The sequence below is a fragment of the Haloarcula sp. HT12 genome, assembly GCF_055271655.1.
Genome location: NZ_JBUXKW010000002.1, coordinates 851,303 through 871,753, shown reverse-complemented (window position 1 = coordinate 871,753; position 20,451 = coordinate 851,303). Strand labels below are relative to the sequence as shown.

Sequence of the window (20,451 nt, the reverse complement as noted above, 5' to 3'; positions counted from 1 at the left end):
TGAGCGGCCCTCGGCAAAGCGAGCGGGGAGGAACGACCCGTGAGCAGTGAGCGGCCCTCGGCAAAGCGAGCGGGGAGTACGCAAACATATATATTGTATCCATTTGATGCTACGATGAGTGAGCCAGTTCCAGAGATGCCACCGAACGTGCTGATGCTTGGCTGGGGGTTCCCACCCAACATCACCGGCGGGCTTGATACCGCTATCGGGGAGCTGTTCGAGCAGCTCGAACCGAGAGACGACGTCGAGTTCGAGTTGGTGTTGCCCGCGGAGTACGCGCCGCCGGACCGCGACGGCATCCACGGCGTCTCGACGGGCAGCGGCGACATCATCACGCGTATCGGCCGGCTGGCCGGGGAGTTCGCCGACAGGGCGGCCGACGCCGACATCATCCACACGAACGACTGGTTCGGCTACAACCCCGGGTCACGGGCCAAGTCATCCCACGACGTGGAGTGGATCTCGACGTTCCACTCGCTGTCGGCGGACCGGAATGTGACGCCGCCACAGCGGGAAGTCGAAACCGAACAGCGGGTCGCCAACCGCTCGGACCACATCGTCGCGGTGAGCAAGTTCACGCAACGACGGATCCGCGAGCAGTACGACGCCGATTCGACGGTCATCTACAACGGGTTCTCGTCGGTGGAGCCGACGGGCCGGGACATCAAATCGGAACTGGGTATCGACGGAAAGATGCTGTTTTTCGTCGGCCGACACACCGACCAGAAGGGGCTCTCGTACCTGCTGTACGCGCTCTCGAAGCTCGGTCGGGACGACGTCAGCCTGGTGCTCGGTGGCTCGGGCCACCTCACCGAACAGCTCGAACGGTTCGCCGAACTGTTGGGCATCGAAGACCGGGTCTATTTCCCGGGGTATCTCCCACAAGCAGAACTCGGGGACTACTACAACAGCGCGGACCTGTTCGTCTCGCCGTCGCTGGCGGAACCCTTTGGCATCACCATCGTCGAAGCGCTTTCCGTCGGGACGCGCGTCGTCGCCTGCGAGAGCGGGGCCGCGGAACTGCTGAACGAGGACTGCGTTATCGAGGTCGAACCCGATTCGGACTCGATTGCCGACGGGATCGAGCACGCGCTGTCGCTGTCGACGCCCATCGAGTACGACGTGCGAACCTGGGGGGAGGTCGCCGACGAACACGTCGAGTTCTACCACGACGTTCTCACGGAAGCCTGACGGGCGGAGGAACCCTCAGCGGAGAAAGCGAACGTCCGTGACCGGTTCCGGGTGGACGATCAGATACCCGTCGGCGGTCGGCTCCAGACCAGTCACCGATGTGGTGTCGGTCCGGGTCCGGTACGGGCTGTCGGCAGTCCCATCGGCCGACTGGTAGGGACTGTCGTAGGGCGTCTGTCTGTCCTCCGGCGGCCGGTCGAAGTCCTCGGGCGGCAGGTAGATCTTCTCGCCCGATGCCGAACGGACGACGACAGCAGTATCACGGTCGCCCGAGACGTCGATCCTGGTTCGCCCGTCGTCGATTGTCATCTCGAACGTGACTTGCTCAGCCTCCGATTGGCTCGTGTTGTCAGATGACTTGCTCATGGCGAGTAGACGGCGCTGTGTCACTTAGTCCTTCGCCAGCGGTCCGGTGACCGACGGCAGGCCGGGTCGGATCCCACGGCCGAGCGGGAGCGCGGATTACCGACCTAGTTGCGGTTGATGATGAGCGACCCCGACATGTCGAACCCCTCGACGGCCACATCCTCGCCGAGAATCGTCTCGTCGAGGTCGCAGTCGTGGACCTCGGCGTCAGGGAAGACGATAGTCCGGTCGAGGCTGCTGTCGGTCACCTCTGCACCGGCCATCACGTGGACGGTGTCACCGATCTCGGAGTTCTCGACGGTCGCGTCGGGGTGGATGAGCGACCCGCCGTCGAGTTTCCACTCGACGGTTTCGAAATACGACTCGGGCGTCCCGATGTCGAACCAGACGTCGTCGAAGGTGAAGGCGGACACCGGTTCCTGCTGTTGCAGCCAGTCGATGTACCAGCCCGGTTCGTCGGGGTTGTTGTCGCCCGAGAGGTACTCCTCGAAGCGGAGCGACTCGGCCGGGAACGCGTAGCAGGCAATCGACACGAGCGTGCTCTTGGGATGGTCGGGCTTCTCCTGGAAGTCGACGACGCGCTCGCCGTCGAGTTCGACCAGCCCGTAGGACTTGGCTTTCTCCCGTGAGCCGACATCGTAGGCGGCGAGTGCCGGCCCGTCGCGCTCCTCGAAGAAGTCAAGGAACTCCGAGGGGTCGAAGCCGATGAGGTTGTCGCCGCCGATGACGAACAGGTCGTCGTCGATGCCCTCGCGGTCGATGAGTTGCGCGAGCGCGCCGACGACGCCGAACTTCTCGTCTTCGTCCGCCGTGCTCTCGACGGAGAGTTGCACCTTCTCGTACCCCATTTCGTCGACGTGCGCCTCGAACTCGTCGGCGAATGCCTCGTTGGTGCTCAGATACGTCGTCCCGATGCGGTCGTCGTCCTCGAGCGACTGGAGGATCCTGTCGATAACAGTCGTCTCACCGACCGGGAGCAGCATCTTCGGCCGACGCCGAGTGATCGGCCACAGTCGCGTCGCGTAGCCGCCAGCTAGAACTATCGCGTCCATACCCCCACATCAAACCCGAATTATAAAGTGGTTCTCACTTATAAGTGGTGCTACAGGTTGAGCCGCCAGACAGTCGTCCCGGCGGTGACCAGATCCTCGTCGTCCGCGGCGGCGACGATCACCTGATTCTCACCGGGGTCGACGTCGACCGCGACCTCGAACTCGCGGTCTTCGACGGGGATGTACACTATGTCGGCGGGGGTCTTGACGACGACACAGACACCGGTCGTCTCGCCGGAGACGACCAGTTCGTTCCCGCGGAACTGGGTATCGACGCGTAGCGCCGGGCTACGGTCGGGCGTGTGCGCACGCCGCTCGCGGTACCGCTCGTCGACGAACGCGGGCGTCTCGACCGGTTCGCCGGCGCTGATGCCGTGGGCCAGCCGTACGTACTGGGCCATCGACCACGCCAACGGCGTCGCCGAGCCGGTCCCTTCGGCGAACTCCCAGTCGTAGTCGGTCGCGTGGCCGCGGTCCCAGATCTGTTCGGCGATCATCCGCCCCGAGTTCGCCACGTCCTCCATCATCCGGAGGCAGTTCTCGGGCGCGATGTCCGGGTCGTCGCGGTGGAGTTCGTACTCGGCGCGCTCGCCGGTGAGCAGCGGCCAGAGGCGGCCTTTCCCCTTGTGTTCGACCGTCCACGGCGCGCCCTGGTCGTCCCGGCCGCGCTCGCCGTAGCCGTCGCCGTTGTACCGGTAGAACCCGGGCGCGTACTCCGTGTCGACGCTGATCGTGTCGTCGACTTCGACGAGCGAGTTCCGGATGGCTTCGTCGTCGTCCGGCTTGATACCCAGCCGAACGAGTTCGAGGAAGCCGCCGTCGATGATGTTCCGTTCGTCGAGCGTCGGGCCGTCGTTGGCAAGCGTGCGGAGGTGCCCCGTCTCGGGGTTCCCATCGAGCGTGATGCGCGTGTAGTAGGGCGTGTTGGTGTGGCGCTCGGTCCCGGTCTCGGTCGCGGTCCAGGCCTCGACGTTGTTCGCCCACTGGTCGGCAAGCGCCAGCCAGACGAGCGCGTCGGCCTCGTGGCCGGTGTCGAGCGCGAGCTTCGCCGCACACGCGAGGCCGGCGATCTCGGCCGCAATCGAGGACGGCGAGAAGCCCGCTTCCTCCTCCCAGCGCTCCTGAGCGGTCTCGGGGCCGTGGCGGACGACGTACTCGGCCGACCGCCGGACGTTCTCGTAGCTGTATTCCACGTCGTCGAAGCCGACGCCGTTCTCGGCGAGGCGATAGGCCATCACCTGCGGGAACGAGATGTTGTCCATCTGCTCGCCGCCCCAGCGGGTCGTCCCGTTGACGTAGGTGTTCTGTGGAATGAAGCCGGCCTCGTCCTGCTGGTAGTTGTAGATGTACTCCAGTTGGGCGGCGGCGATATCCCAGGAATCGACCGCGTCGAAGACGCTGAACACCTGATAGAGGTCCCGGGACCAGACGAAGTTGTAGCCGTAGCCCTTGGGCTCCTCGGCGTGGACGGCCTCGCCCCACGGCACGGACGGCGAGGCGATGGACGCGCCGCGGTAGGTCTTGTCCTCCACAGCCAGGAGCGTCATCAGCGCGGTTCGGTACTGGTTCGCCAGGTCCTCGTCGTCGGCGACCGACGCCGGGAGTTGCTTGTCCGAGAGGAAGTCGGCCCAGCTGTCGGCGTACTCCGCGCTGACCGTCTCGTAGCCCCGGTCGAGCGCGCCGTCGGCCTCGCCCAGTGCGGCGGCGGTGTCAGCCTGCCGCGCGAAACCGAGCGCGACCGTGTCGCTAACTCTGGTGCCCGAGTCCAGCCGCCCGATGAGGACGAGGTTCGTCCCGTCGAGGGATTCGACCGGGTCCGGAAGCTCGCCGTCGGAGTACAGCGCGTCCAGGCGGGCGCTGCCGGCCGCGCCGACGGTGGCCCAGTCGAAGCGCCCGGCCGCGGCCATCGCCACGGCGATGGAGTAGGCGTCGCCGTTCTCGTCGACGAGCAGGTCGTTGTCCGTCTGGTCGGTGTACGCGCGGGGGTTTCGGCCGACGAGGTGGTAGCTCCCGGGCTGGCCGTATCTGATGGCGCGGTCCTCGGTCACCGTGCTGGTGAGCGCAATGTCGGCGACGGAGAACACGTCGTAGGACTTGCCGTCGTCGGCACTGAACGACACGTCGGCGACGATGGCGTCGTGTTCGGGATCGGTCGCGTAGTCGACGGTCAGCGTCCACTCGTGGCCCCGGCCGTCGCCGGTCTCGGTGAAGACGTGGCGATAGCGGAGCGCCTCGTCGTCGACCGGTTCGACGCGACGCCTGACGGTGTCGTCGGCCCGCCGGTTTTCTCGATGGGTCCGGACGGCGTAGTCCGTCTCGTCCGTACACCGAACCAGGAAATCGAGCGTTCGCAGATTCATCAGATCGACCTGCGGATAGCGGGCCTCCGTCAGCGCGCCCTCGGTGAGCGTGAACCACACGCGCGAGGGATCCTGCTCGTCGTGGTCGGCGACGGTGCCGACGCCGTATTTTTCCCCGGTCGTCCACGTCGGGCGCTCGCTCGGCCCCTCGGTGCCGGCCGATGTCGTCGGGAGCGCGTTCAGTTCACCCAGACGGGCAGTCGCGTGGAGCCGCAGCGCGTGCGACCAGCCAAGCGGCGTCGCGCTGTCGAGGTCCCCGTCGTCGAAGGCCTGTTCGGCGAGGTAGCCGGCGTCGGTCGCGAGCGGGCCGTCGTCGGCAAGCAGTTCGTACAGGTCGCTCGCGCGGTCGAGGTAGGCGTCGCCGCTCTCACCGCGCTCGTTCAGCATGTCGCCGACGCGGGCGGCGGCGAGGGCCCCCATCGCCGTCGTGACGGTCCAGATCTTCTCGCTGTCCTGGTGGCCGGTCCGCCAGCGGTCGCCCTCGTAGCGGGCCAACCCCGCGACCCGGCTTTCGGTGGGGTTCCGGAAGAGCGTATCGAGCGTCGTGCTCACGTGGTCAGCCAGGCGAGTGAGTTGCCGGTCAGTCAGCGCAGTCGACTCGACGCTGTCGTACTCCTGGAAGGCGTCCGCGAGGTGGAGCGCCGCGGCGTCGATGCGGTGATCCGGCGTCCCGTTCGTCAGTCCCATCACGTACACGCTGAGATCCTCGTCCCAGAGCGTCTCCAGCCCGTCGAGCAACTGGTCAGCCGCTTCGAGGCTTCGCTCCCGGACCGACTCACCCATCGGGGCGCGGCCCACCGCGGCGAAGGCCTCGATGAACGTCGCAGTGGTGTGCGTGAACTGGCCGATGGAGTCCTCCCAGACGTTCTGGCAGGGCTCTGGGAGGTTGTTGGCCGCGATGTCTTCGATGAGCGTCTCGACGGCGGCCTCGATGGTCTCCCGAACTGTTGCCGTCAGTTCGGTGTCCATCTTCCCCCGATGTGTTCGCAACAGCGTCGCGAGGAAGGCGGTGACGGTCGCGCTCTGGTCGGCCTGGTACTCCGGCGACTCGGTGTTGTGCTCGACTCTGGCGTTGGCCCAGCCCGGTGCGATGTCCCCGCTGTCGGCCCAGACGCGGTGGGGCCACCGGCCGTCGGAAAGCTGGCTGTCACAGAGGAACTCTGCGCTCTCGGTCAACACGTCCGCGGTGTCGATATCGAGCCGGGACCCGGCTTCGAGCAGGTGGCGAGAGACGGAGGCGTCGTCGCGGAACCAGACGTAGCCGTAGCCGCCGGAGTTCGAGTAGAACGGGTCGAACTCCGGGGCGGCGATGCGACCGCCGGTCGGCGAGGACAGCAGGTCAAGCACCCGCAGATCCATCCGTATCGAGTCCGAACGCGGCATCGACTCGGCCACGTCGATACGCGTTCGCTCCCGCCCGGCCTCCCGGAGGTCGTCAGACGTCGTATGTTCCCGCACGCAGTCGGCGAGATCGAGCAGCGCCGTCTCCCGGTCGACCTCGTCGTGGTTCGAGAGCTGGCTGACGAGCGTCGTGTCCTTGCTGCGCCCGGACCGGTCCAGCGGCGCGGTCACGAGGAAGTCACCGGTGAGCCGCGTTTGATCGCGTCGCTCGACCGGTGCCGACCGCGGGAACGCTATCGGGCTATCTTCGAGTATCTCTGCGAGGCGCTCCGGCCGCTGCCCGGCGACGGCGTCCAGCCCGGTCGACGAGGCGAGGTAATCGTGCTCTCGTCGATGGTACACCTCCAGCACGCGCGAGTCGTCGGGGCCGGCGTCCTCGTGAATCAGCGAGCCGACGCCGCTGTCGCTGCTGTCGGGGGCTAGCGTGACGAACGCCACGAGTTTGGCGTTCTGTGGCACGGCCCCGCGCATCGCGACGTGCGTGACGTGTGCTCGCCCTAGTGTGAGGTCGTACTGGTGGACCGTGAACGACCCCGCGTCGTACTCGGTCTCCACCAGCCGCGTCTCGCGGTAGTAGTGCTGTCTGATTGTCTCCAGGTCGCTGAACCACCGTGTTTCGTCCCCAAGCATAACCCCGAGTCGGGAGCGGTCGATACCGGAGAGCCCGGAGAGCGAATCGGAATAATCTTTCAGCGTGCCGTCTTCGCCGACGTGGACGAGGCGATCACCATGCCCGGAGAAAGAGCCTGAAACAGTCCTGCGTTCCTCTGGAAAGCGCTCATGACGAGTCCGCTTGTAATCGTTGAGCGCTGTCGAAAGCCGCATACATATCAAAGCAGACCAATCTCTATAAACTCCTGTGGTTCGTACAAATTAGTGATATCTCGGTGGCGTGACCGGACACCCGAAGCGAGCAGCGTCACTCCACCGAAACACCCTCCCCGCAACTACTGACGCAGGTCGCTATCGGTGGCCGGGAACACCCCGACGCTGTCGACCGTGACGGTCGTGTTCCCGTCGCCAGCGGCCCCGCGAGATTCGCCGGAGACGAGGTCGGTTTCGCCGGTCTCGGCCGACAGTTCGACCGTCGTCGGCTCGCTGCCGAAGTTGAGCACCACGACGGCCGCCTCGTTCTCGGTCGTCCGCGCGTACGCGACGACACGGTCGGACGGCCCGTCCCGGACCTCGTACGGGATTCGGACGAGGTCCGCCGCAGCCGACAGCGCCGGCTGGTCGTGTCTGACCGCCGAGAGGTCGCTGACGAACGACTGGAGCGACTCGTCGGCGTGGTCCCACGCGAGGTCGTCGCGCCGGCCGCGCTGGCCGAACTCCTGGCCGGCGTACAGCAGCGGCGCGCCGGGGAGCGTGAACAGCGCGCCCGCGGCGGCTTCGGCGGCCTCGCGACCGTAGTCGACGATGTACCGCGTCTCGTCGTGGTTCTCCGCGTACAACATGAACGACGCGTGCTCCGGGAAGCCGATCTCCGCCCGGCCCTCGATAGCACCGAGGACGGCCTCGGCGTCGGCACCGCCACCGACCTGTCGGAGCGCGGCGTAGGTCGTCGAATCGAAGTGCATATCGAACAGCCCGGCCTGGAAGTCGGGGATGTACGGGATAGTCTCATCCAGCAGCAGGAACTCGCTGTCGCGGCCCTTGCAGTAGTCGTGGATCTCGCGCCAGAAGCTGTTCGGGACGGCCCAGGCCATGTCACACCGGAACCCGTCGACCAGTTCGGCCCACTGGGCGACCGCATCGAGTAGATGCCGGCGGACCGGGAGGTGGTCGAAGTCGAAGTTCGCGATGTGCTCCCAGTCGAAGTACGTCTCCGGTTCGGTGTCGGTCCGCCACGCGTACCAGTCCCGGTACTCGCTGTCGGGGTCGTCGACCGCGGCCTCGAAGTAGGGGTGGGTCCGCGCCGAGTGGTTGCAGACGAGGTCGAACAGGACCTTGAACCCACGGTCGTGGGCCGCCTCGATGAACCGCTCGTAGTCCGCGCGGGTCCCGAGGTCCGACGCGATCTCGAAGAAGTCAGTGATGTTGTACCCGTGGGGCGCGTGGTCGTTCTGTAACACCGGCGTGAGCCAGATGACGTCGACGCCGAGCGAGTCGAGGTAGTCCAGGCGGTCGACGATCGCGTCGAAGGGCGATTCGTCGCTGTCGCCGGCGAAGGTGCGGACGTATATCTCGTAGATAACCGAGTCCTCGGCCCAGGCCGGCGCGTCGTAGGGCCGTTCGGCGGCGACGCCCCCGCCGCTCGCGACCGTCTCGACACCGTCCCCGTCGCGAACGAACTCGACGGCGTCGGGCACGCTGTAGCCGTGATCCCCGACCGCAACGGCGTGGATGCGAGCGCGCTCGGGGAGCGCCTCCAGTGGAATCCGGAGGTCTGTCCCGTCCCGGGTCACCGCGTCGCTGTCGATGTCGTCGCGGTCGTCCAGCAGGAACTCGACGGCGAGGTCGGCGGCGGTCTCGGTCCCTTCAGGATGGGGGCTGGAGTCCGCCCGAACCACGGCCTCGTCACCCTCGATTGCCGGCCGCAGGGTCAGCCGCGGGCGGCCGCCACCACCGCTGCCGTCACCGCCGCCCCCTGCCTGGGTGTACTCGCCGCTCCCGCTCCGCCCGGGGCCGCTTTGCCCGCCGGAGACGCCGCCGCTCTGCCCGCCGGAACGCCCCGAGGTCCCCGTTCCACTCGATTCGAGGGTCCCCGGGAACGCGCGGACAGTGAGGTCGTGCTTGCCGTCCGGTGCGCTGAGCCGGACAATGTATCTGCCCGGTGTATCGGGGACGAAGTGTTCGACGGGATCGTCGCCGAGCGTGGCAGTGGACTGTACCGGTGCGCGTGCGACGTGCCAACTGTACGTCGCTGTCGGGTCCGGGTCCCGGGGTGCGAGTTCGATCTCGTCACCCGTCGCCACGAACCGCGGGGGTCCAGGATGGTGCATAGCTTCACTGCGACTGACAGTGTCTTTGTATTTGGGGTCGCGAGCGGGTGCCGCCGCCGGCAGCATCGCTTTCCGGTTGCGGCGCGTACCACTCCTGTGCCCGACTACCGACGCGACGCCGGGTTTGCTCTGCTCTGTGGACTGGCGCTCGTCGTGTATCTGCGGTGGGCCGGTGCAGTCGACACGCTCTGGTCCGCGTCCGCCATCGCCGTCGGCGTGGCCGGCGCACTGGGTGTCGAGGCACTGTTCGTTCTCGATACGCCCGTCGCGTCGCTGTGGGACCGTCGTGGCGTGCGGACGGCCGCGGCAATCACGCTCTTCGTTTGCGCTGTTGGACTCGCAGTCCTCCTGGGTCCGGTTGTCGCCGCCGCTGCGTGCTGGGGGCTCGGAACCTACTTCGTCATGCTCGCTATCGGTCTGTTCTACTGGTAACGGTCCGCCCACAGCGTGAACAGTATCGCCGGATAGACTGAGAGCAGGCGATTCTCCTGGTCTCGCTCCCGTCAACCCAGATATCTGTACTTGAAGTAGCCACACACAGCGGTACAGGTAAATAAACCGCATCTATCTCTTCTGACAGAAAGTGCAAATATCGAAGCCATATATGGGATCTATAACCGCTATAAGGATTTTAATACAGCGAATACGATATTTATCTCCAATTTTTGGTTCCGCTTATAGAAATACAAGATTAGATATTAAATATCGACCAATATAACTGACATAGATGCCACGAAACCGTCATTGTAGAACGGGCCTGAAATTACAGGGGACCCTCAAAAATAGGGTAAAGCGCCCATCAGGACACGTCTCAACCCGGCTTCCGTTGATAGCTCCGGATACAGAAGACGAACTGTGAGTGTACTTCTGATGGCCAGAGGTACTACTCTCACGTTGTACCTTTGTGTGCCGACGGTTCCGCGCGTTCACATCTCAGTCCGGATAACAATCGTACGGCTATTATCCAATCGGGTCGAGATATCACTATGCCCGGTGCCTGGCTATCGAGCCGTTTATTTGGGGTCTTAGGGCTAAAAACAGCAACAGACCTGTGATTAGTTTGTGATGATTCGGTAGTCTCGGTGATTACATTGGCGTCTCAATCGATTGTCGGATCAAATCAATGGATTTTCCGCTACCCGCCTGTATTGCATAATTAATCATGTTTATTTCTGCTATATTTGGCACTCTCTATCAGAAGCCACGGCGAAACATCGTACGAAGGCAATCAGTAAAGAAACGGTTGTTCCGGGGCTTCTCGTGCTGTTGGCTGTAACTTTGTGAAGACAGTCGCTACTCCGATGTGGCAATGCTCTTTACCGACGGTATCAGTACAATCGGTCTCGCAGTCACTCGTGGCCAGGTCAGCCGCCGCCCGCTCGTGCGTGGGCCGAATCAGACAGTGTGCCCTCACAGTCGTGGGTGTGCATCGACCGCGCGCATGTGTCGACAGGACTGCCGGTCGAACGGCCGCTGTGCGACGTGGCAGTTGCAGTCGACGGCCGTCCCGCCGTCGACAGTGACCGTGTGGGTCACTTCCCGCTCGACTGCGGACTCTGTCGTGTCCCCCTCATCGGCCGGTGAGAGCGCCACCGTCCCGTCATCGACGACGGTAAAGGAGAACCGCTCGCGGTAGTCCGCCCAGCCGCGGTCCCGGTTGCGGTCGACCGTCTCCCTGAGCACCTCGATGTGTTCCCGACCCCGGTCGGGGTCCGTGTCTGTATCGGTCATACGCCGCAGTAGGCGAATCCGAGATTTAGGTGTTTTCCCGCCGCTATCAGAACGGAGAAGCGTCGTTTGGCGGGAGCGAGGACCCAGTGGTTTCGACGGCTGGACTGGTAGCGGCGCAGTCCGCGACCGCCGGCAACGGGCCGTCTCAGACGAGGCCGCGCTCCTCGTACACTTCGGCGGCCTCGCGGACGTGTTCGGCGTTGATCTCGGCACCGTACTCGGTCTCCAGTTCGTCCGCGATCTCCTGTAGCGTCTCCTTGTCGGCCCCGCTGGGCCGGAGCGCGTTGTATATTTCGAGAATGCGGTCGTCTGGAACCTCGGTCAGTTCGGCCGCGCGTCGGAAGTTCCGCGCGACCTGGGGTCGCCCCTCTTGTTCGGCGATCTGGGCCTGCTTTTCCAGCGTCTCCGGCGAGATGACGAGCTCTTCGCCGTCGATCTCGCCCTCGACGACCTTTTCGAGGGAGATCTCGGAGAGTTTCGTTCCCTCGGGCGTTTCGACGTCGTCCGGGTTGTCTGCCAGTGGGTAGTGCGTGTCGTCGCTCATTGTTACTCGAAAGTGACTGCCATCTCCATGGGCTCCTTGTCTTCGTCCTTGTACCCCATCTCCTTGATGTGCCACAGGGCCGCGAGCGCCTGGTATTTCGGCCGGGCCATCGGGTCGTTCCCGACCGGGACCGGTTCCGGCGTCTCGCCTTTGGCGTACAGCGCCGCGTTCCTGCCGATTGCGCGGTACGTTTCGAGGTCGATCAGCGGGGCCTGGGGGAACAGCTCCAGGTTGCTGAGCGGGACCAGATCCTCCTGGTGGATGAGCGTCGTCCCGCGGGTCTGGATGCCGATAGAGATGCCTGACCCACAGAGCTTTGCGCCCCTGAGCCCGATGACGCCGAGATCGAGGTTGTCAGTGAAGCGGACCACACGGGCCGTGAGCCCTTCCTCCTCGATGCCGGCCATCATCTCGCGGAGGACCTCGGCGAGTTTGACGCCCGCGAGCGTCTCGTCTTTCATCTCGTTGAACCCCGCGCTGATCGAGATGACGACCTCGTCCGTGTCCGTACCCTCCTGGGCGGGGCCTTTCTCTGTCAGCACCAGTGTCCGCTCCTGCTGTTGTGCTTGTGCCATCGTCAGATGTCCTCCGGGTCGACCGCGAACCGAACCTGTTTCTTTTCCTCCCAGTCCTCACCTTCGAGTCGGTGACCTGTGCCCGGCCCTTCGTAGTCGTTGGGGTCGTTGACGGCGCTGACGACGTCGAAGTCGCCGTCGCCCTCGAAGATACCTGAGGTCTGGATGTAGTCGCCGGCCACGCGGCCTTTGAGGATGCCAAGCAGGTTCTCGGCGATGTCCTCGAAGCCGTTGTCGGCCAGTATCTTCACGATCTCCGCGCCGTTTAGGTCCTCCTCCATCATCTCCTCGGCGGCCTTGATGTCCTCGGCCGTGCTGCGGTCGGGCATGTCCTTGCTGCCGTCGGCGTAGACGGCGGCTTCGACCTCCTCGTCGGAGATCGGTGGGAAGCCGAGTTCCTCGAAGACGGACTGGACGGCCTTGGCGGCCCGCTCGCGGTACTCAAGCACCGTCTCCTCGTCGACGGGTTTCGTGCCGCCTTCGACCTGCAGGTCCCGCTGCATGATGTTGTACTCGTCGAAGTCGTAGGAGTCGAACGTCGACCCGGCGAACATGTTGTCGTAGTTCGGGACGGCGCTGTACCCTGAGAAGATGAAGTCCGTGCCGGCGAGGAACTGCGGCATCATCCGGGCGGTGCGGCGCTTGTCCGAGTGGGTGAACGTCTGGTCGTTCCCGGAGGCGACTTCGAGATCGGCCATCATCGTGATGAGGTTCTCGGCGGCGACCTCTTTGACGCCAGCCGGAACGGACGTCGGGATGGCGATACAACTGATACCGCCGTTCTGGAGGCCCTGGACGCCACAGCCTTTCGTGACGAGGATACACCGGCTCTCCAGGTACAGCATCGACTTGCCTTCGGCCTGGCCCATGTTGAGTTCCGACCCGGCCCCCGACGTGTACCGCATCTTCAGGCCGCGGGAGGCGTACCCCGAGGCGAGGAACGCCTTGGACCACGGCGTGTCGTCGCCGTCCTTGAACACGTCTTCGGTGCCGTAGACGGAGACGGTCTCGGCGTAGCCGGTCATCCCGCGCATGCCGAGTTCGAGTTCGGTCGCCTCCTCGACGGCACACTGGGTGATGACGCCGCCACGGCCACACTGGGCCCCGATCTGCTGGGCGAGGGCGGTCAGCGGGGCCATCCGCGCGACCCCGACTGTGTTCTCGATCTCGTAGAACCCACGGAGCGCGGCCTCCGCGGCGTCCGCGGCGATCTGTGCCACGTTGTCCTCGACGCTAGTGACGTGACACTGGTTGCCCGGCGTCCGGCGCGTCCGCATCTTCTTCATCGCCATGATGATCTCGGCGGTGTCGAGGTGGTTGACGACCGCCGAGAGCTTCGCCGGCGTCATCGCGGTCGTCAGCTCGACGATCTCCTCGCGTGGCACGTTGATGTCGACGAGGTCGCGGGCGACCTGTTCGGAGTCGGTCGCCATCGCCTCCTCGGCCTTCTCGACGTTGATGGCGTAATCGGCGATGAACCGGTCGATGAAGTCGAACTCCTCGCGGTCTTTCCCGTCCATCTCGACGATCTCCCCGTCCTCGACGGTGATGCTCGGATCGGGGTCGTTCGGGCTCTCCATCGCGACGAAACCGACCTCCGGCCACTCGTTGACGAACCCGTCCTCCGTGACGGCCCGTTCGTCCAGCGCCTCGAAACGTTTCGACCGTTTGGGCGCTGCCTCTTCGAGTTCGCCTGAGCCGTCGGCTACAGGTGTGTCATCATCTGTCATACACATATTTCATTGGAGAGTTAGGTTATATAATTTGGTGTTTTTATTACCCGAGAATATAAAGAAAGTATAAGTAAGGCAACTACAGTTGTATTGCAGGTTCGGGACGGCGCTACCGTTCGACTAGCAATAGCGGACAGTGTTGGGGACTAACGAACCGCTGACCGAAGTTACAGCTATGTCGGGGTACTGATGTATCGCTGGCACCGATGACTCATAGCTGGTATTAGCCTTCGAAGGCGTCGACGCCAGCCTGTGCGACTTCCATGTCCTCTTCGGCGCTGCCGCCCGAGACACCGACGCCGCCGACGACGGTTCCGTCGGCGTCCTCCAGCGGGAAGCCACCCCCGAAGGTGACGATGCGCCCGTCGTTCGTGGTTCCCAGTCCGTACAGCGACTCTCCGGGCTGTGACACCTCGTGGATCGTCTTCGTATCCAGTTTCAGCGACACCGACGAGTAGGCCTTGTTCTGTGCGATGTCGATGCTCGCTAGGAGCGCCCCATCCATCCGGTGGAACCCGACGAGGTTCGCCCCCCCGTCCATCACCGCGATGCACATGGGGACGTCTATCTCCCGGGCTTTCTCTTCTGCCGCTGCGATGATCGTCTTTGCGACGTCGAGTGTTACCGCTGTCATGGTGACATCCGTCCGCACAGTCGTCGTGACAGAAAATAAAACTATCCCCGAGATCGGAGTTCTTCCTTCGAACGGAACGTTTCGCTGCCCAGGCACACTCAGGCCGAGATAACCTCGTACTCGACCGAGACCGGGAAATCGACGGACTGGAGGATGAAACAGCGCTCCTGAGTGCGTTTCAACAGCACCTCGGCTTTCCTGCTAGCGGACTCAACATGAAGGCTCACTGTGAGATCGAAGGAGTCGATGGCAGTCGAACCATCGTCCGGTCGCAGTCGGAGCGTCCCGTCGGCGTTCACTTCCTGAAACGAGAAATCGGAGTTGTCGGCCATGACGGTGAAGGTCGCGACGTAGCAGTTCGTGAGCGCGATGGCGTAGTAGTTCTCGGGCGCCGGGCCGTCGAACGACCCACCGAACTCCTGTGGGATGCCGACCTCGAACTGCCCGCGGGATTCAGTCGTCCAGCGGTCGGTGTCGTCCGTCGCCGTGGCCTGTGCGTGGTAGTCTTCGGAGTACTCGACCATACGCTGGCTGAGGACTGTATGGAAAAAAGCGTATGCACGGCAGGGAGACCATCTCTCCAGTTCGAGTATCGGCCCACAGGTCACCGCCGCCAACGGTATATGCCAGTGGCGTGTTATTGACACACAGTGACATACAATCGGGTACTCGTTCTAACAGGGGACGACGCGGTCGCGGCGCGAAACGCCGAGGCGGGCGTCGCGCTCGCGAGGCGGCTGGACGCCGACGTCCACCTCCTGCGCGTCGTCGAGACGGAGTCCTCCCGCCTCTCGCCGGGCGCGAGGGTATCGTCGGCCGCAGCCGAGCAAGTGGTTCCGTCGGACACCGAGGAGCGAGTCTCGGAGACAGCAGTCGACGGACGGATACACACCGGCGACGGTCCCCTGCGGGAACAGGTCCGTGACTACGTGACCGAAGCGGACATCGACCTCGTCGTCATCGGGTCACAGGCGAGCAACAGCGCGTTCGACCGCCTCGTCGAGGGCGTGGGACATGTGGCCGACATACCGATTCTCGCGGTCCCCGACGACACGGCACAGGTCCGGCTCGATCAGTTGGTCGTGCTCAATCTGGAGACGGTCCCCAGCGAAGCGGCGGCCGAACACGCTGTGGCGGTCGCCGAGGCACATGGAGCGACGGTGTGTGTCGTCACCGTCATCGATCTCCAGCGGGCGGCAGGCCCGTTCAACGCCGGCGGAGTCTCGGAAGCGTTCATCGAGCGCAAAGAACGGGAACTGCGGTCGCCGGTCGAAGCCGTGGCCGACACCGACGGCGACCTGACGTTCGAAACGCTCGTCGGGTCCGGCCAGCCAGGTGAGGCGCTCGACGAGTTCGTCGCCGATGCCGGTGCGGACGCCCTGGTCGTCGGCCACGACGAGAGCCCCGCGCTATTCGGGCGACTCCGCCCGACCAGCGTCAGCCGCATTCGGCGGACAGTCGACGTCCCGCTACTGGTCGTCCCGTGAGCGCATCTATTACCGACACGGGCTCCGGACTCACTCGGATAGCCCTTGGCCGTCAGCCCTCACCAGACAGACCCGAATCGCAGGGGACGACCGGCCCGATCCGCGCCGTCCTCGGCCGATAGCTGTTCGAGAGCGCGGTGCCTCACGACTTCGGTGTGAATCACGTCAGTGAGCCGTTCGTGTGCGCCGATGGGCACCGGTGTCACCCTGGGCTGAGTACGCCGAGACCGCCGTTCGGTGGCTATCACCAGCAGGGAAAGCTATTTCATATTTCCCTCGATAGCAGGGGTATGGCGTATCTCGCAGGTGTCGATATCGGTAATTCCAGTACGGAGGTCGCGCTGTTGCGCCAGCGGGACGGGCACCGCCCGGAGTTCTGTGCCAGTGCCCTCTACAGGACGACCGGGCTGAAAGGGACAAAAAAGAACGTCCCGGGCGTGGTGAGCGCGCTCTCCCGGGCCGCGACCGATGCGGGTATCGACGTAGCTGATATCGAGACGGTGCTTCTCAACGAAGCCGCACCTGTCATCGGCGACGTGGCGATGGAGACGATCACCGAGACTGTCATCACGGAGTCGACGATGATCGGCCACGACCCGTCGACGCCGGGCGGTGTCGGTCTCGGGAAAGGGACGGGCATCGAGATAACGGCGGAAATGGACGGCCACGACCCGGACGAACCCGTCGTCTTTCTGGTTCCCGAAACGGTCGATTTCGCCGTCGCTGCCGAAATCATCAACGAGTGGACCGAAGCGGGGTACGAGGTTGCCGGCGCTATCGTTCAGCGGGACGACGCCGTCCTCATCCACAACCGGATCGACATCGACATCCCGATCATCGACGAGGTGTCTGATCTGGGGAAGGTCCCGCGGGGACAGCCCACAGCCGTGGAAGTCGCACCCGAAGCGACGGGCCGGACCATCGACGAACTGTCGAACCCCTACGGCATCGCGACCGTGTTCGATCTCTCGTCCGAGGAGACCCAGAAGATAATCCCCGTCGCTCGTGCCCTCGTGGGTAATAAATCGGCAGTGGTCATCAAGACGCCGGCGGGCGACGTCGAGGAGCGGACGATACCCGCCGGCGAACTCCGTATCATCGACGAGCGCGGGACCACAACCGAGGTGCCGGTCGACGAAGGGGCAAACGTCATCATGGATGCGGTGATGGACAGCTGGCCGATTTCGGACGTGCAGGGTGAGAGCGGGTCGAACATCAGCGGCATGCTGAATCGGGCACGGAGCCAGATGGCCGAAGTCACCGGCCAGTCGGTCGACTCTATCGAGATCCGGGATATCATGGCGGTCGACACGCTCGTCCCGCAGAAAGTCGAGGGCGGGGTAGCCGACGAACACAGTATGGAAAGTGCGGTCGCCCTGGCCGCGATGGTGAAGACCCAGCAGCTCCCGATGCAACAGATCGCGGACGGCATCGAGGACGAGATCGGCGCGGAGGTCATCATCCAGGGCGTCGAGGCGAACATGGCGGTGCTGGGCTCGCTCACGACGCCGGGGACGGACCATCCGTTCGCGATTCTCGACATGGGCGGCGGATCGACCGACGCGGCGTACATGGACGACGACAGGGGTATCGAATCGATCCACCTCTCCGGTGCCGGCGACCTGGTCACGATGCTCATCGACTCCGAACTCGGGCTTGACGACCGCGACCTGGCGGAGGCGATCAAAAAGTACCCCTCGGCGAAGGTCCAGTCCCTCTACAGCATCCGCGAGGAGGACGGGACGGTCGACTTCTTCGACGACCCTGTCGACCCGAGCCTCTACGGCCGGACGGTCGTCCTCGAAGACGGCGGGAGCATGCGACCGGTGCCGGTCGACAAATCCCCCGAGGAGATACGCCGCGTCCGGCGGCGGGCCAAGCGGAACGTATTCGTCGAGAACGCAGAGCGCGCCCTCAATATCATCACGCCGACGGAGAGCATCCGGCAGCTCCCGTTCGTCGTCATGACCGGCCGCTCCGCGCTCGACTTCGAGATCCCGGAGATGATCTCCGACGCGATGGCCGAGTACGGCATCGTCTGCGGTCGGGCGAACGTCCGCGGCGAGATGGGGCCGCGAAACGCCGTCGCGACCGGACTCGTCCTTTCACACGTCGGCGGCGAGGGCTATCTGGACCTGGAGATCCCGTCCGGGCTCTCGACGTCGCTGGAACGGTCCACGGTCTGATACCGCAGCACCTGATTTTATAGTTGTGAGCGCACAAGACAAGCGCATGAGTGGCTGCCGCGGCCCAGTCGATCAGAACGACCAGATCCCGCGCGTGTTCGTGTGGTGCATCGGCGAGGAGCTGTCGGACCCGGTGGAGTACATCGAGCACGGCCTGGAAGAGGAGGGGGTCTCGTGGGCGGTCCAGTCGGGCTTCGATGGCGACAGCGTCCCGGTCGCCTACGACGCCTCTGTCAGTTCCCCCCTAAAAATCGGTGTGAGCGTGACGCCGGACGGGCGAGTGGTCGTCCACCACAAGCAACTGCCCGACGATGACCCACTGTTCGACGTCTCCCGTGTAACGGCCGAGACCGCCCGGAAACTCGGCTCGAACGCCGCTCGGCTCGCGAAGGGGACGCCCCTCAAAACGGTTACCTGACGGGCCGGTCCGGAGACAGTATTTTTTATCAGGGGGTCGCAATCGGGAGCGTGTATGGCACCGGAACACACGGCCTACATCGAGACGTTAGCACACGTGAACTGCGGCGCGTGTGACGGCTACTGGGGACTGAGCGACATCACCAGGACAGACCTGACAGACCGTGACTGGACCTGTCCCCACTGCGGGACGGAGAACCGGATCGGCGAACTCGTCGAGGAGTGACCCCGAGTATGAAAATCTACACCGGACGCGGCGACGAGGGACAGACCGACCTGCGGGACATGAGCCGAGTCTCGAAGGGGAGCCCCCGTATCGAGGCGTACGGCAACGCGGACGAACTGAACTCGCTCATCGGGACGATCCGGCCGACGGGCTACGCGGACATCGACGAGAACCTGGCGGCGATACAGAACCACCTCCATATCGTCCAGGCCGATTTCGCCAACCCAGACCCGGGCCCCGACGACCCGGTCATCGAGGAGCGTCACGTAGACCAGTTAGAGACGTGGATCGACGAGGCGTCGGCGGAGCTCGACCCGCTCGAATCGTTCATCCTCCCCGGCGGGAGCGACGCCGGGGCGGCGCTCCACCACGCGCGCTCGGTCTGCCGCCGCGCCGAGCGGCGAGCGGTCGCGTTCCAGGCCGAGGCTGACGAGGTCAACAAGCAGGCGGTCGCCTATCTGAACCGGCTCTCGGACCTACTGTTCACGCTGGCCCGACTTGTCAACGAGCGCGAGGGCGTCGGTGAGGCACATCCGACGTACTGACCGGCGGATCGTCACTCAGTTTCTGGGCAGTGAGAGCCGGACGCTCGGGCCGTCCGGAGATAGAACTATACGTTCGTGCCGAGATAGCACGGACTGAACCGATGGCGTCGACACTCAATCCGCAAGTCCAGGAGTACCTCCACGGGCTCTCGGAACAGGGGCTGCCGCCGCTGTATCGGTTGCCCCTCGCCGAGGCCCGTGAGACCTACCGCGACCTGAGCGTGTCCGACGAGCCGCCGGAGCCCGTCGGGTCGGTCACGGACAGGACCGTCCCCGGCCCGGACGGTGACGTTCCGATCCGTATCTACCGGCCGACGGCCGAGGGACCGCGACCGGCGCTCGCGTTCTTCCACGGCGGCGGCTGGATGCTCGGCGGCATCGACACCCACGACGCGCTGTGTCGCGCCCTCACCAACGCGAGCGACTGCGTCGTCGTCGCCGTGGACTACCGGCTGGCACCGGAACACCGGTTCCCTGACGGGCTGGAGGACTGCTACGCCGCGACGCAGTGGCTCGCGGAAAACGCCGAGGAGATCGGTGCGACGCCCGGCACGCTGGCCGTCGCCGGGGACAGCGCCGGCGCGACGCTCGCACTCGGCGTGAGCCTCCTTGCCCGCGACAGGGGCGGCCCGTCCATCGACTACCAGGTGCTCGCCTATCCGCCGGCAGCGTTCTCCTTCGAGACGGACTCCTACGAGGAGAACGCACAGGGATACTTCCTGACGCGGAAGGACATGGAGCGGTTCTGGAACGGCTACGTCCGGAGTGAACTGGACGGCGACCACCCGTATGCCGCCCCGCTGCAGGCCGACCGGCTGGAGGGGGTGCCATCCACCTTCCTGCTCACTTGCGGGTTCGACCCGCTCCGCGACGACGGCCGCGCGCTCGCGGACCGCCTCGACGCCGCGGGCGTCCCGACCCGCCACGTCCAGTACGACGACATGATCCACGGGTTCCTGACGATGCTCGCCGACCCGGAACTCGACCGTGCGCGGGAAGCCATCGACGAGATCGGCGACGCGGTTCGGTCGGAGCTGGGGTGAGGCCGTTCGCGGCGTCGC

At 64.8% G+C, this 20,451-nt stretch carries 18 protein-coding genes; 8 read left to right on the top strand and 10 right to left on the bottom strand.

All coding sequences use genetic code 11. From position 1 onward, the window contains the following. Positions 1-135 precede the first annotated feature (135 nt). Entirely contained in the window at positions 136-1,191 is a 1,056-nt protein-coding gene (locus ACY9XZ_RS09685; RefSeq protein WP_463456842.1) for a glycosyltransferase family 4 protein, read from the top strand. A gap of 15 nt (positions 1,192-1,206) precedes the next feature. On the opposite strand, the gene ACY9XZ_RS09680 is transcribed toward ACY9XZ_RS09685, so the two are convergent. From ACY9XZ_RS09680 to malA, 4 genes are all read right to left on the bottom strand, one after another. Then, the gene (locus tag ACY9XZ_RS09680; protein WP_463456820.1) at positions 1,207-1,557 is read right to left on the bottom strand and encodes a DUF7510 family protein; all 351 of its coding nucleotides are present in this window, start codon (positions 1,555-1,557) and stop codon (positions 1,207-1,209) included. Between the two features lie 104 nt (positions 1,558-1,661). Continuing rightward, complete coding sequence (locus tag ACY9XZ_RS09675; RefSeq protein WP_463456819.1) at positions 1,662-2,609, bottom strand: sugar phosphate nucleotidyltransferase; 948 nt, start codon at positions 2,607-2,609, stop codon at positions 1,662-1,664. Positions 2,610-2,659: 50 nt separating this feature from the next. Next, positions 2,660-7,195, bottom strand: a complete 4,536-nt coding sequence (locus ACY9XZ_RS09670; RefSeq protein ID WP_463456818.1) for a glycoside hydrolase family 15 protein — start codon at positions 7,193-7,195, stop codon at positions 2,660-2,662. A 122-nt stretch (positions 7,196-7,317) separates the two neighbouring features. After that, positions 7,318-9,312: an alpha-amylase MalA gene (gene malA, locus ACY9XZ_RS09665; protein ID WP_463456817.1), complete on the bottom strand. Its 1,995-nt coding sequence runs from the start codon at positions 9,310-9,312 to the stop codon at positions 7,318-7,320. A gap of 96 nt (positions 9,313-9,408) precedes the next feature. Between malA and ACY9XZ_RS09660 the strand changes: the two genes are divergently transcribed. After that, entirely contained in the window at positions 9,409-9,744 is a 336-nt protein-coding gene (locus tag ACY9XZ_RS09660; RefSeq protein ID WP_463456816.1) for a hypothetical protein, read from the top strand. 978 nt (positions 9,745-10,722) lie between these two features. Here ACY9XZ_RS09660 and ACY9XZ_RS09655 read toward each other — a convergent pair. The 6 genes from ACY9XZ_RS09655 to ACY9XZ_RS09630 form a co-directional block, all read right to left on the bottom strand. Further along, a complete protein-coding gene (locus tag ACY9XZ_RS09655) occupies positions 10,723-11,043 on the bottom strand; it encodes a hypothetical protein (RefSeq protein ID WP_463456815.1) in 321 nt (106 codons plus the stop codon). Between the two features lie 145 nt (positions 11,044-11,188). Then, positions 11,189-11,587: a diol dehydratase small subunit gene (locus ACY9XZ_RS09650; RefSeq protein WP_463456814.1), complete on the bottom strand. Its 399-nt coding sequence runs from the start codon at positions 11,585-11,587 to the stop codon at positions 11,189-11,191. Between the two features lie 2 nt (positions 11,588-11,589). Next, entirely contained in the window at positions 11,590-12,162 is a 573-nt protein-coding gene (locus ACY9XZ_RS09645; RefSeq protein WP_463456813.1) for a propanediol/glycerol family dehydratase medium subunit, read from the bottom strand. Positions 12,163-12,164: 2 nt separating this feature from the next. After that, the gene (locus ACY9XZ_RS09640; protein WP_463456812.1) at positions 12,165-13,892 is read right to left on the bottom strand and encodes a propanediol/glycerol family dehydratase large subunit; all 1,728 of its coding nucleotides are present in this window, start codon (positions 13,890-13,892) and stop codon (positions 12,165-12,167) included. A 226-nt stretch (positions 13,893-14,118) separates the two neighbouring features. Beyond that, on the bottom strand, positions 14,119-14,529 hold the full coding sequence (locus tag ACY9XZ_RS09635; protein ID WP_463456811.1) for a GlcG/HbpS family heme-binding protein: 411 nt from the start codon (positions 14,527-14,529) through the stop codon (positions 14,119-14,121). Between the two features lie 98 nt (positions 14,530-14,627). After that, positions 14,628-15,053 carry an OsmC family protein gene (locus tag ACY9XZ_RS09630; RefSeq protein ID WP_463456810.1) on the bottom strand — a complete coding sequence of 142 codons (426 nt, stop codon included), beginning with the start codon at positions 15,051-15,053 and terminating at the stop codon, positions 14,628-14,630. 126 nt (positions 15,054-15,179) lie between these two features. Here ACY9XZ_RS09630 and ACY9XZ_RS09625 point away from each other — a divergent pair, with 126 nt between their 5' ends. From ACY9XZ_RS09625 to ACY9XZ_RS09600, 6 genes are all read left to right on the top strand, one after another. Further along, positions 15,180-16,016: a universal stress protein gene (locus ACY9XZ_RS09625; RefSeq protein ID WP_463456809.1), complete on the top strand. Its 837-nt coding sequence runs from the start codon at positions 15,180-15,182 to the stop codon at positions 16,014-16,016. 290 nt (positions 16,017-16,306) lie between these two features. Next, complete coding sequence (locus ACY9XZ_RS09620; RefSeq protein ID WP_463456808.1) at positions 16,307-18,202, top strand: diol dehydratase reactivase subunit alpha; 1,896 nt, start codon at positions 16,307-16,309, stop codon at positions 18,200-18,202. 46 nt (positions 18,203-18,248) lie between these two features. Further along, positions 18,249-18,620, top strand: coding sequence for a glycerol dehydratase reactivase beta/small subunit family protein (locus ACY9XZ_RS09615; protein ID WP_463456807.1), 372 nt, complete (start codon positions 18,249-18,251; stop codon positions 18,618-18,620). A gap of 54 nt (positions 18,621-18,674) precedes the next feature. After that, on the top strand, positions 18,675-18,845 hold the full coding sequence (locus tag ACY9XZ_RS09610; protein ID WP_158600442.1) for a hypothetical protein: 171 nt from the start codon (positions 18,675-18,677) through the stop codon (positions 18,843-18,845). Between the two features lie 8 nt (positions 18,846-18,853). Continuing rightward, the gene (locus ACY9XZ_RS09605) at positions 18,854-19,390 is read left to right on the top strand and encodes a cob(I)yrinic acid a,c-diamide adenosyltransferase (RefSeq protein ID WP_463456806.1); all 537 of its coding nucleotides are present in this window, start codon (positions 18,854-18,856) and stop codon (positions 19,388-19,390) included. Positions 19,391-19,491: 101 nt separating this feature from the next. Beyond that, on the top strand, positions 19,492-20,433 hold the full coding sequence (locus tag ACY9XZ_RS09600) for an alpha/beta hydrolase (RefSeq protein WP_463456805.1): 942 nt from the start codon (positions 19,492-19,494) through the stop codon (positions 20,431-20,433). The last annotated feature ends 18 nt before the right edge of the window (positions 20,434-20,451 follow it).

What these genes read in the sequence shown, in the direction of transcription:
- ACY9XZ_RS09685 (WP_463456842.1), top strand. Translation starts at nt 136, where the DNA reads ATGCCACCGAACGTGCTGATGCTTGGCTGGGGGTTCCCACCCAACATC.
- ACY9XZ_RS09680 (WP_463456820.1), bottom strand. Translation starts at nt 1,557, where the DNA reads ATGAGCAAGTCATCTGACAACACGAGCCAATCGGAGGCTGAGCAAGTC.
- ACY9XZ_RS09675 (WP_463456819.1), bottom strand. Translation starts at nt 2,609, where the DNA reads ATGGACGCGATAGTTCTAGCTGGCGGCTACGCGACGCGACTGTGGCCG.
- ACY9XZ_RS09670 (WP_463456818.1), bottom strand. Translation starts at nt 7,195, where the DNA reads ATGCGGCTTTCGACAGCGCTCAACGATTACAAGCGGACTCGTCATGAG.
- malA (WP_463456817.1), bottom strand. Translation starts at nt 9,312, where the DNA reads ATGCACCATCCTGGACCCCCGCGGTTCGTGGCGACGGGTGACGAGATC.
- ACY9XZ_RS09655 (WP_463456815.1), bottom strand. Translation starts at nt 11,043, where the DNA reads ATGACCGATACAGACACGGACCCCGACCGGGGTCGGGAACACATCGAG.
- ACY9XZ_RS09650 (WP_463456814.1), bottom strand. Translation starts at nt 11,587, where the DNA reads ATGAGCGACGACACGCACTACCCACTGGCAGACAACCCGGACGACGTC.
- ACY9XZ_RS09645 (WP_463456813.1), bottom strand. Translation starts at nt 12,162, where the DNA reads ATGGCACAAGCACAACAGCAGGAGCGGACACTGGTGCTGACAGAGAAA.
- ACY9XZ_RS09640 (WP_463456812.1), bottom strand. Translation starts at nt 13,892, where the DNA reads ATGACAGATGATGACACACCTGTAGCCGACGGCTCAGGCGAACTCGAA.
- ACY9XZ_RS09635 (WP_463456811.1), bottom strand. Translation starts at nt 14,529, where the DNA reads ATGACAGCGGTAACACTCGACGTCGCAAAGACGATCATCGCAGCGGCA.
- ACY9XZ_RS09630 (WP_463456810.1), bottom strand. Translation starts at nt 15,053, where the DNA reads ATGGTCGAGTACTCCGAAGACTACCACGCACAGGCCACGGCGACGGAC.
- ACY9XZ_RS09620 (WP_463456808.1), top strand. Translation starts at nt 16,307, where the DNA reads ATGGCGTATCTCGCAGGTGTCGATATCGGTAATTCCAGTACGGAGGTC.
- ACY9XZ_RS09615 (WP_463456807.1), top strand. Translation starts at nt 18,249, where the DNA reads ATGAGTGGCTGCCGCGGCCCAGTCGATCAGAACGACCAGATCCCGCGC.
- ACY9XZ_RS09610 (WP_158600442.1), top strand. Translation starts at nt 18,675, where the DNA reads ATGGCACCGGAACACACGGCCTACATCGAGACGTTAGCACACGTGAAC.
- ACY9XZ_RS09605 (WP_463456806.1), top strand. Translation starts at nt 18,854, where the DNA reads ATGAAAATCTACACCGGACGCGGCGACGAGGGACAGACCGACCTGCGG.
- ACY9XZ_RS09600 (WP_463456805.1), top strand. Translation starts at nt 19,492, where the DNA reads ATGGCGTCGACACTCAATCCGCAAGTCCAGGAGTACCTCCACGGGCTC.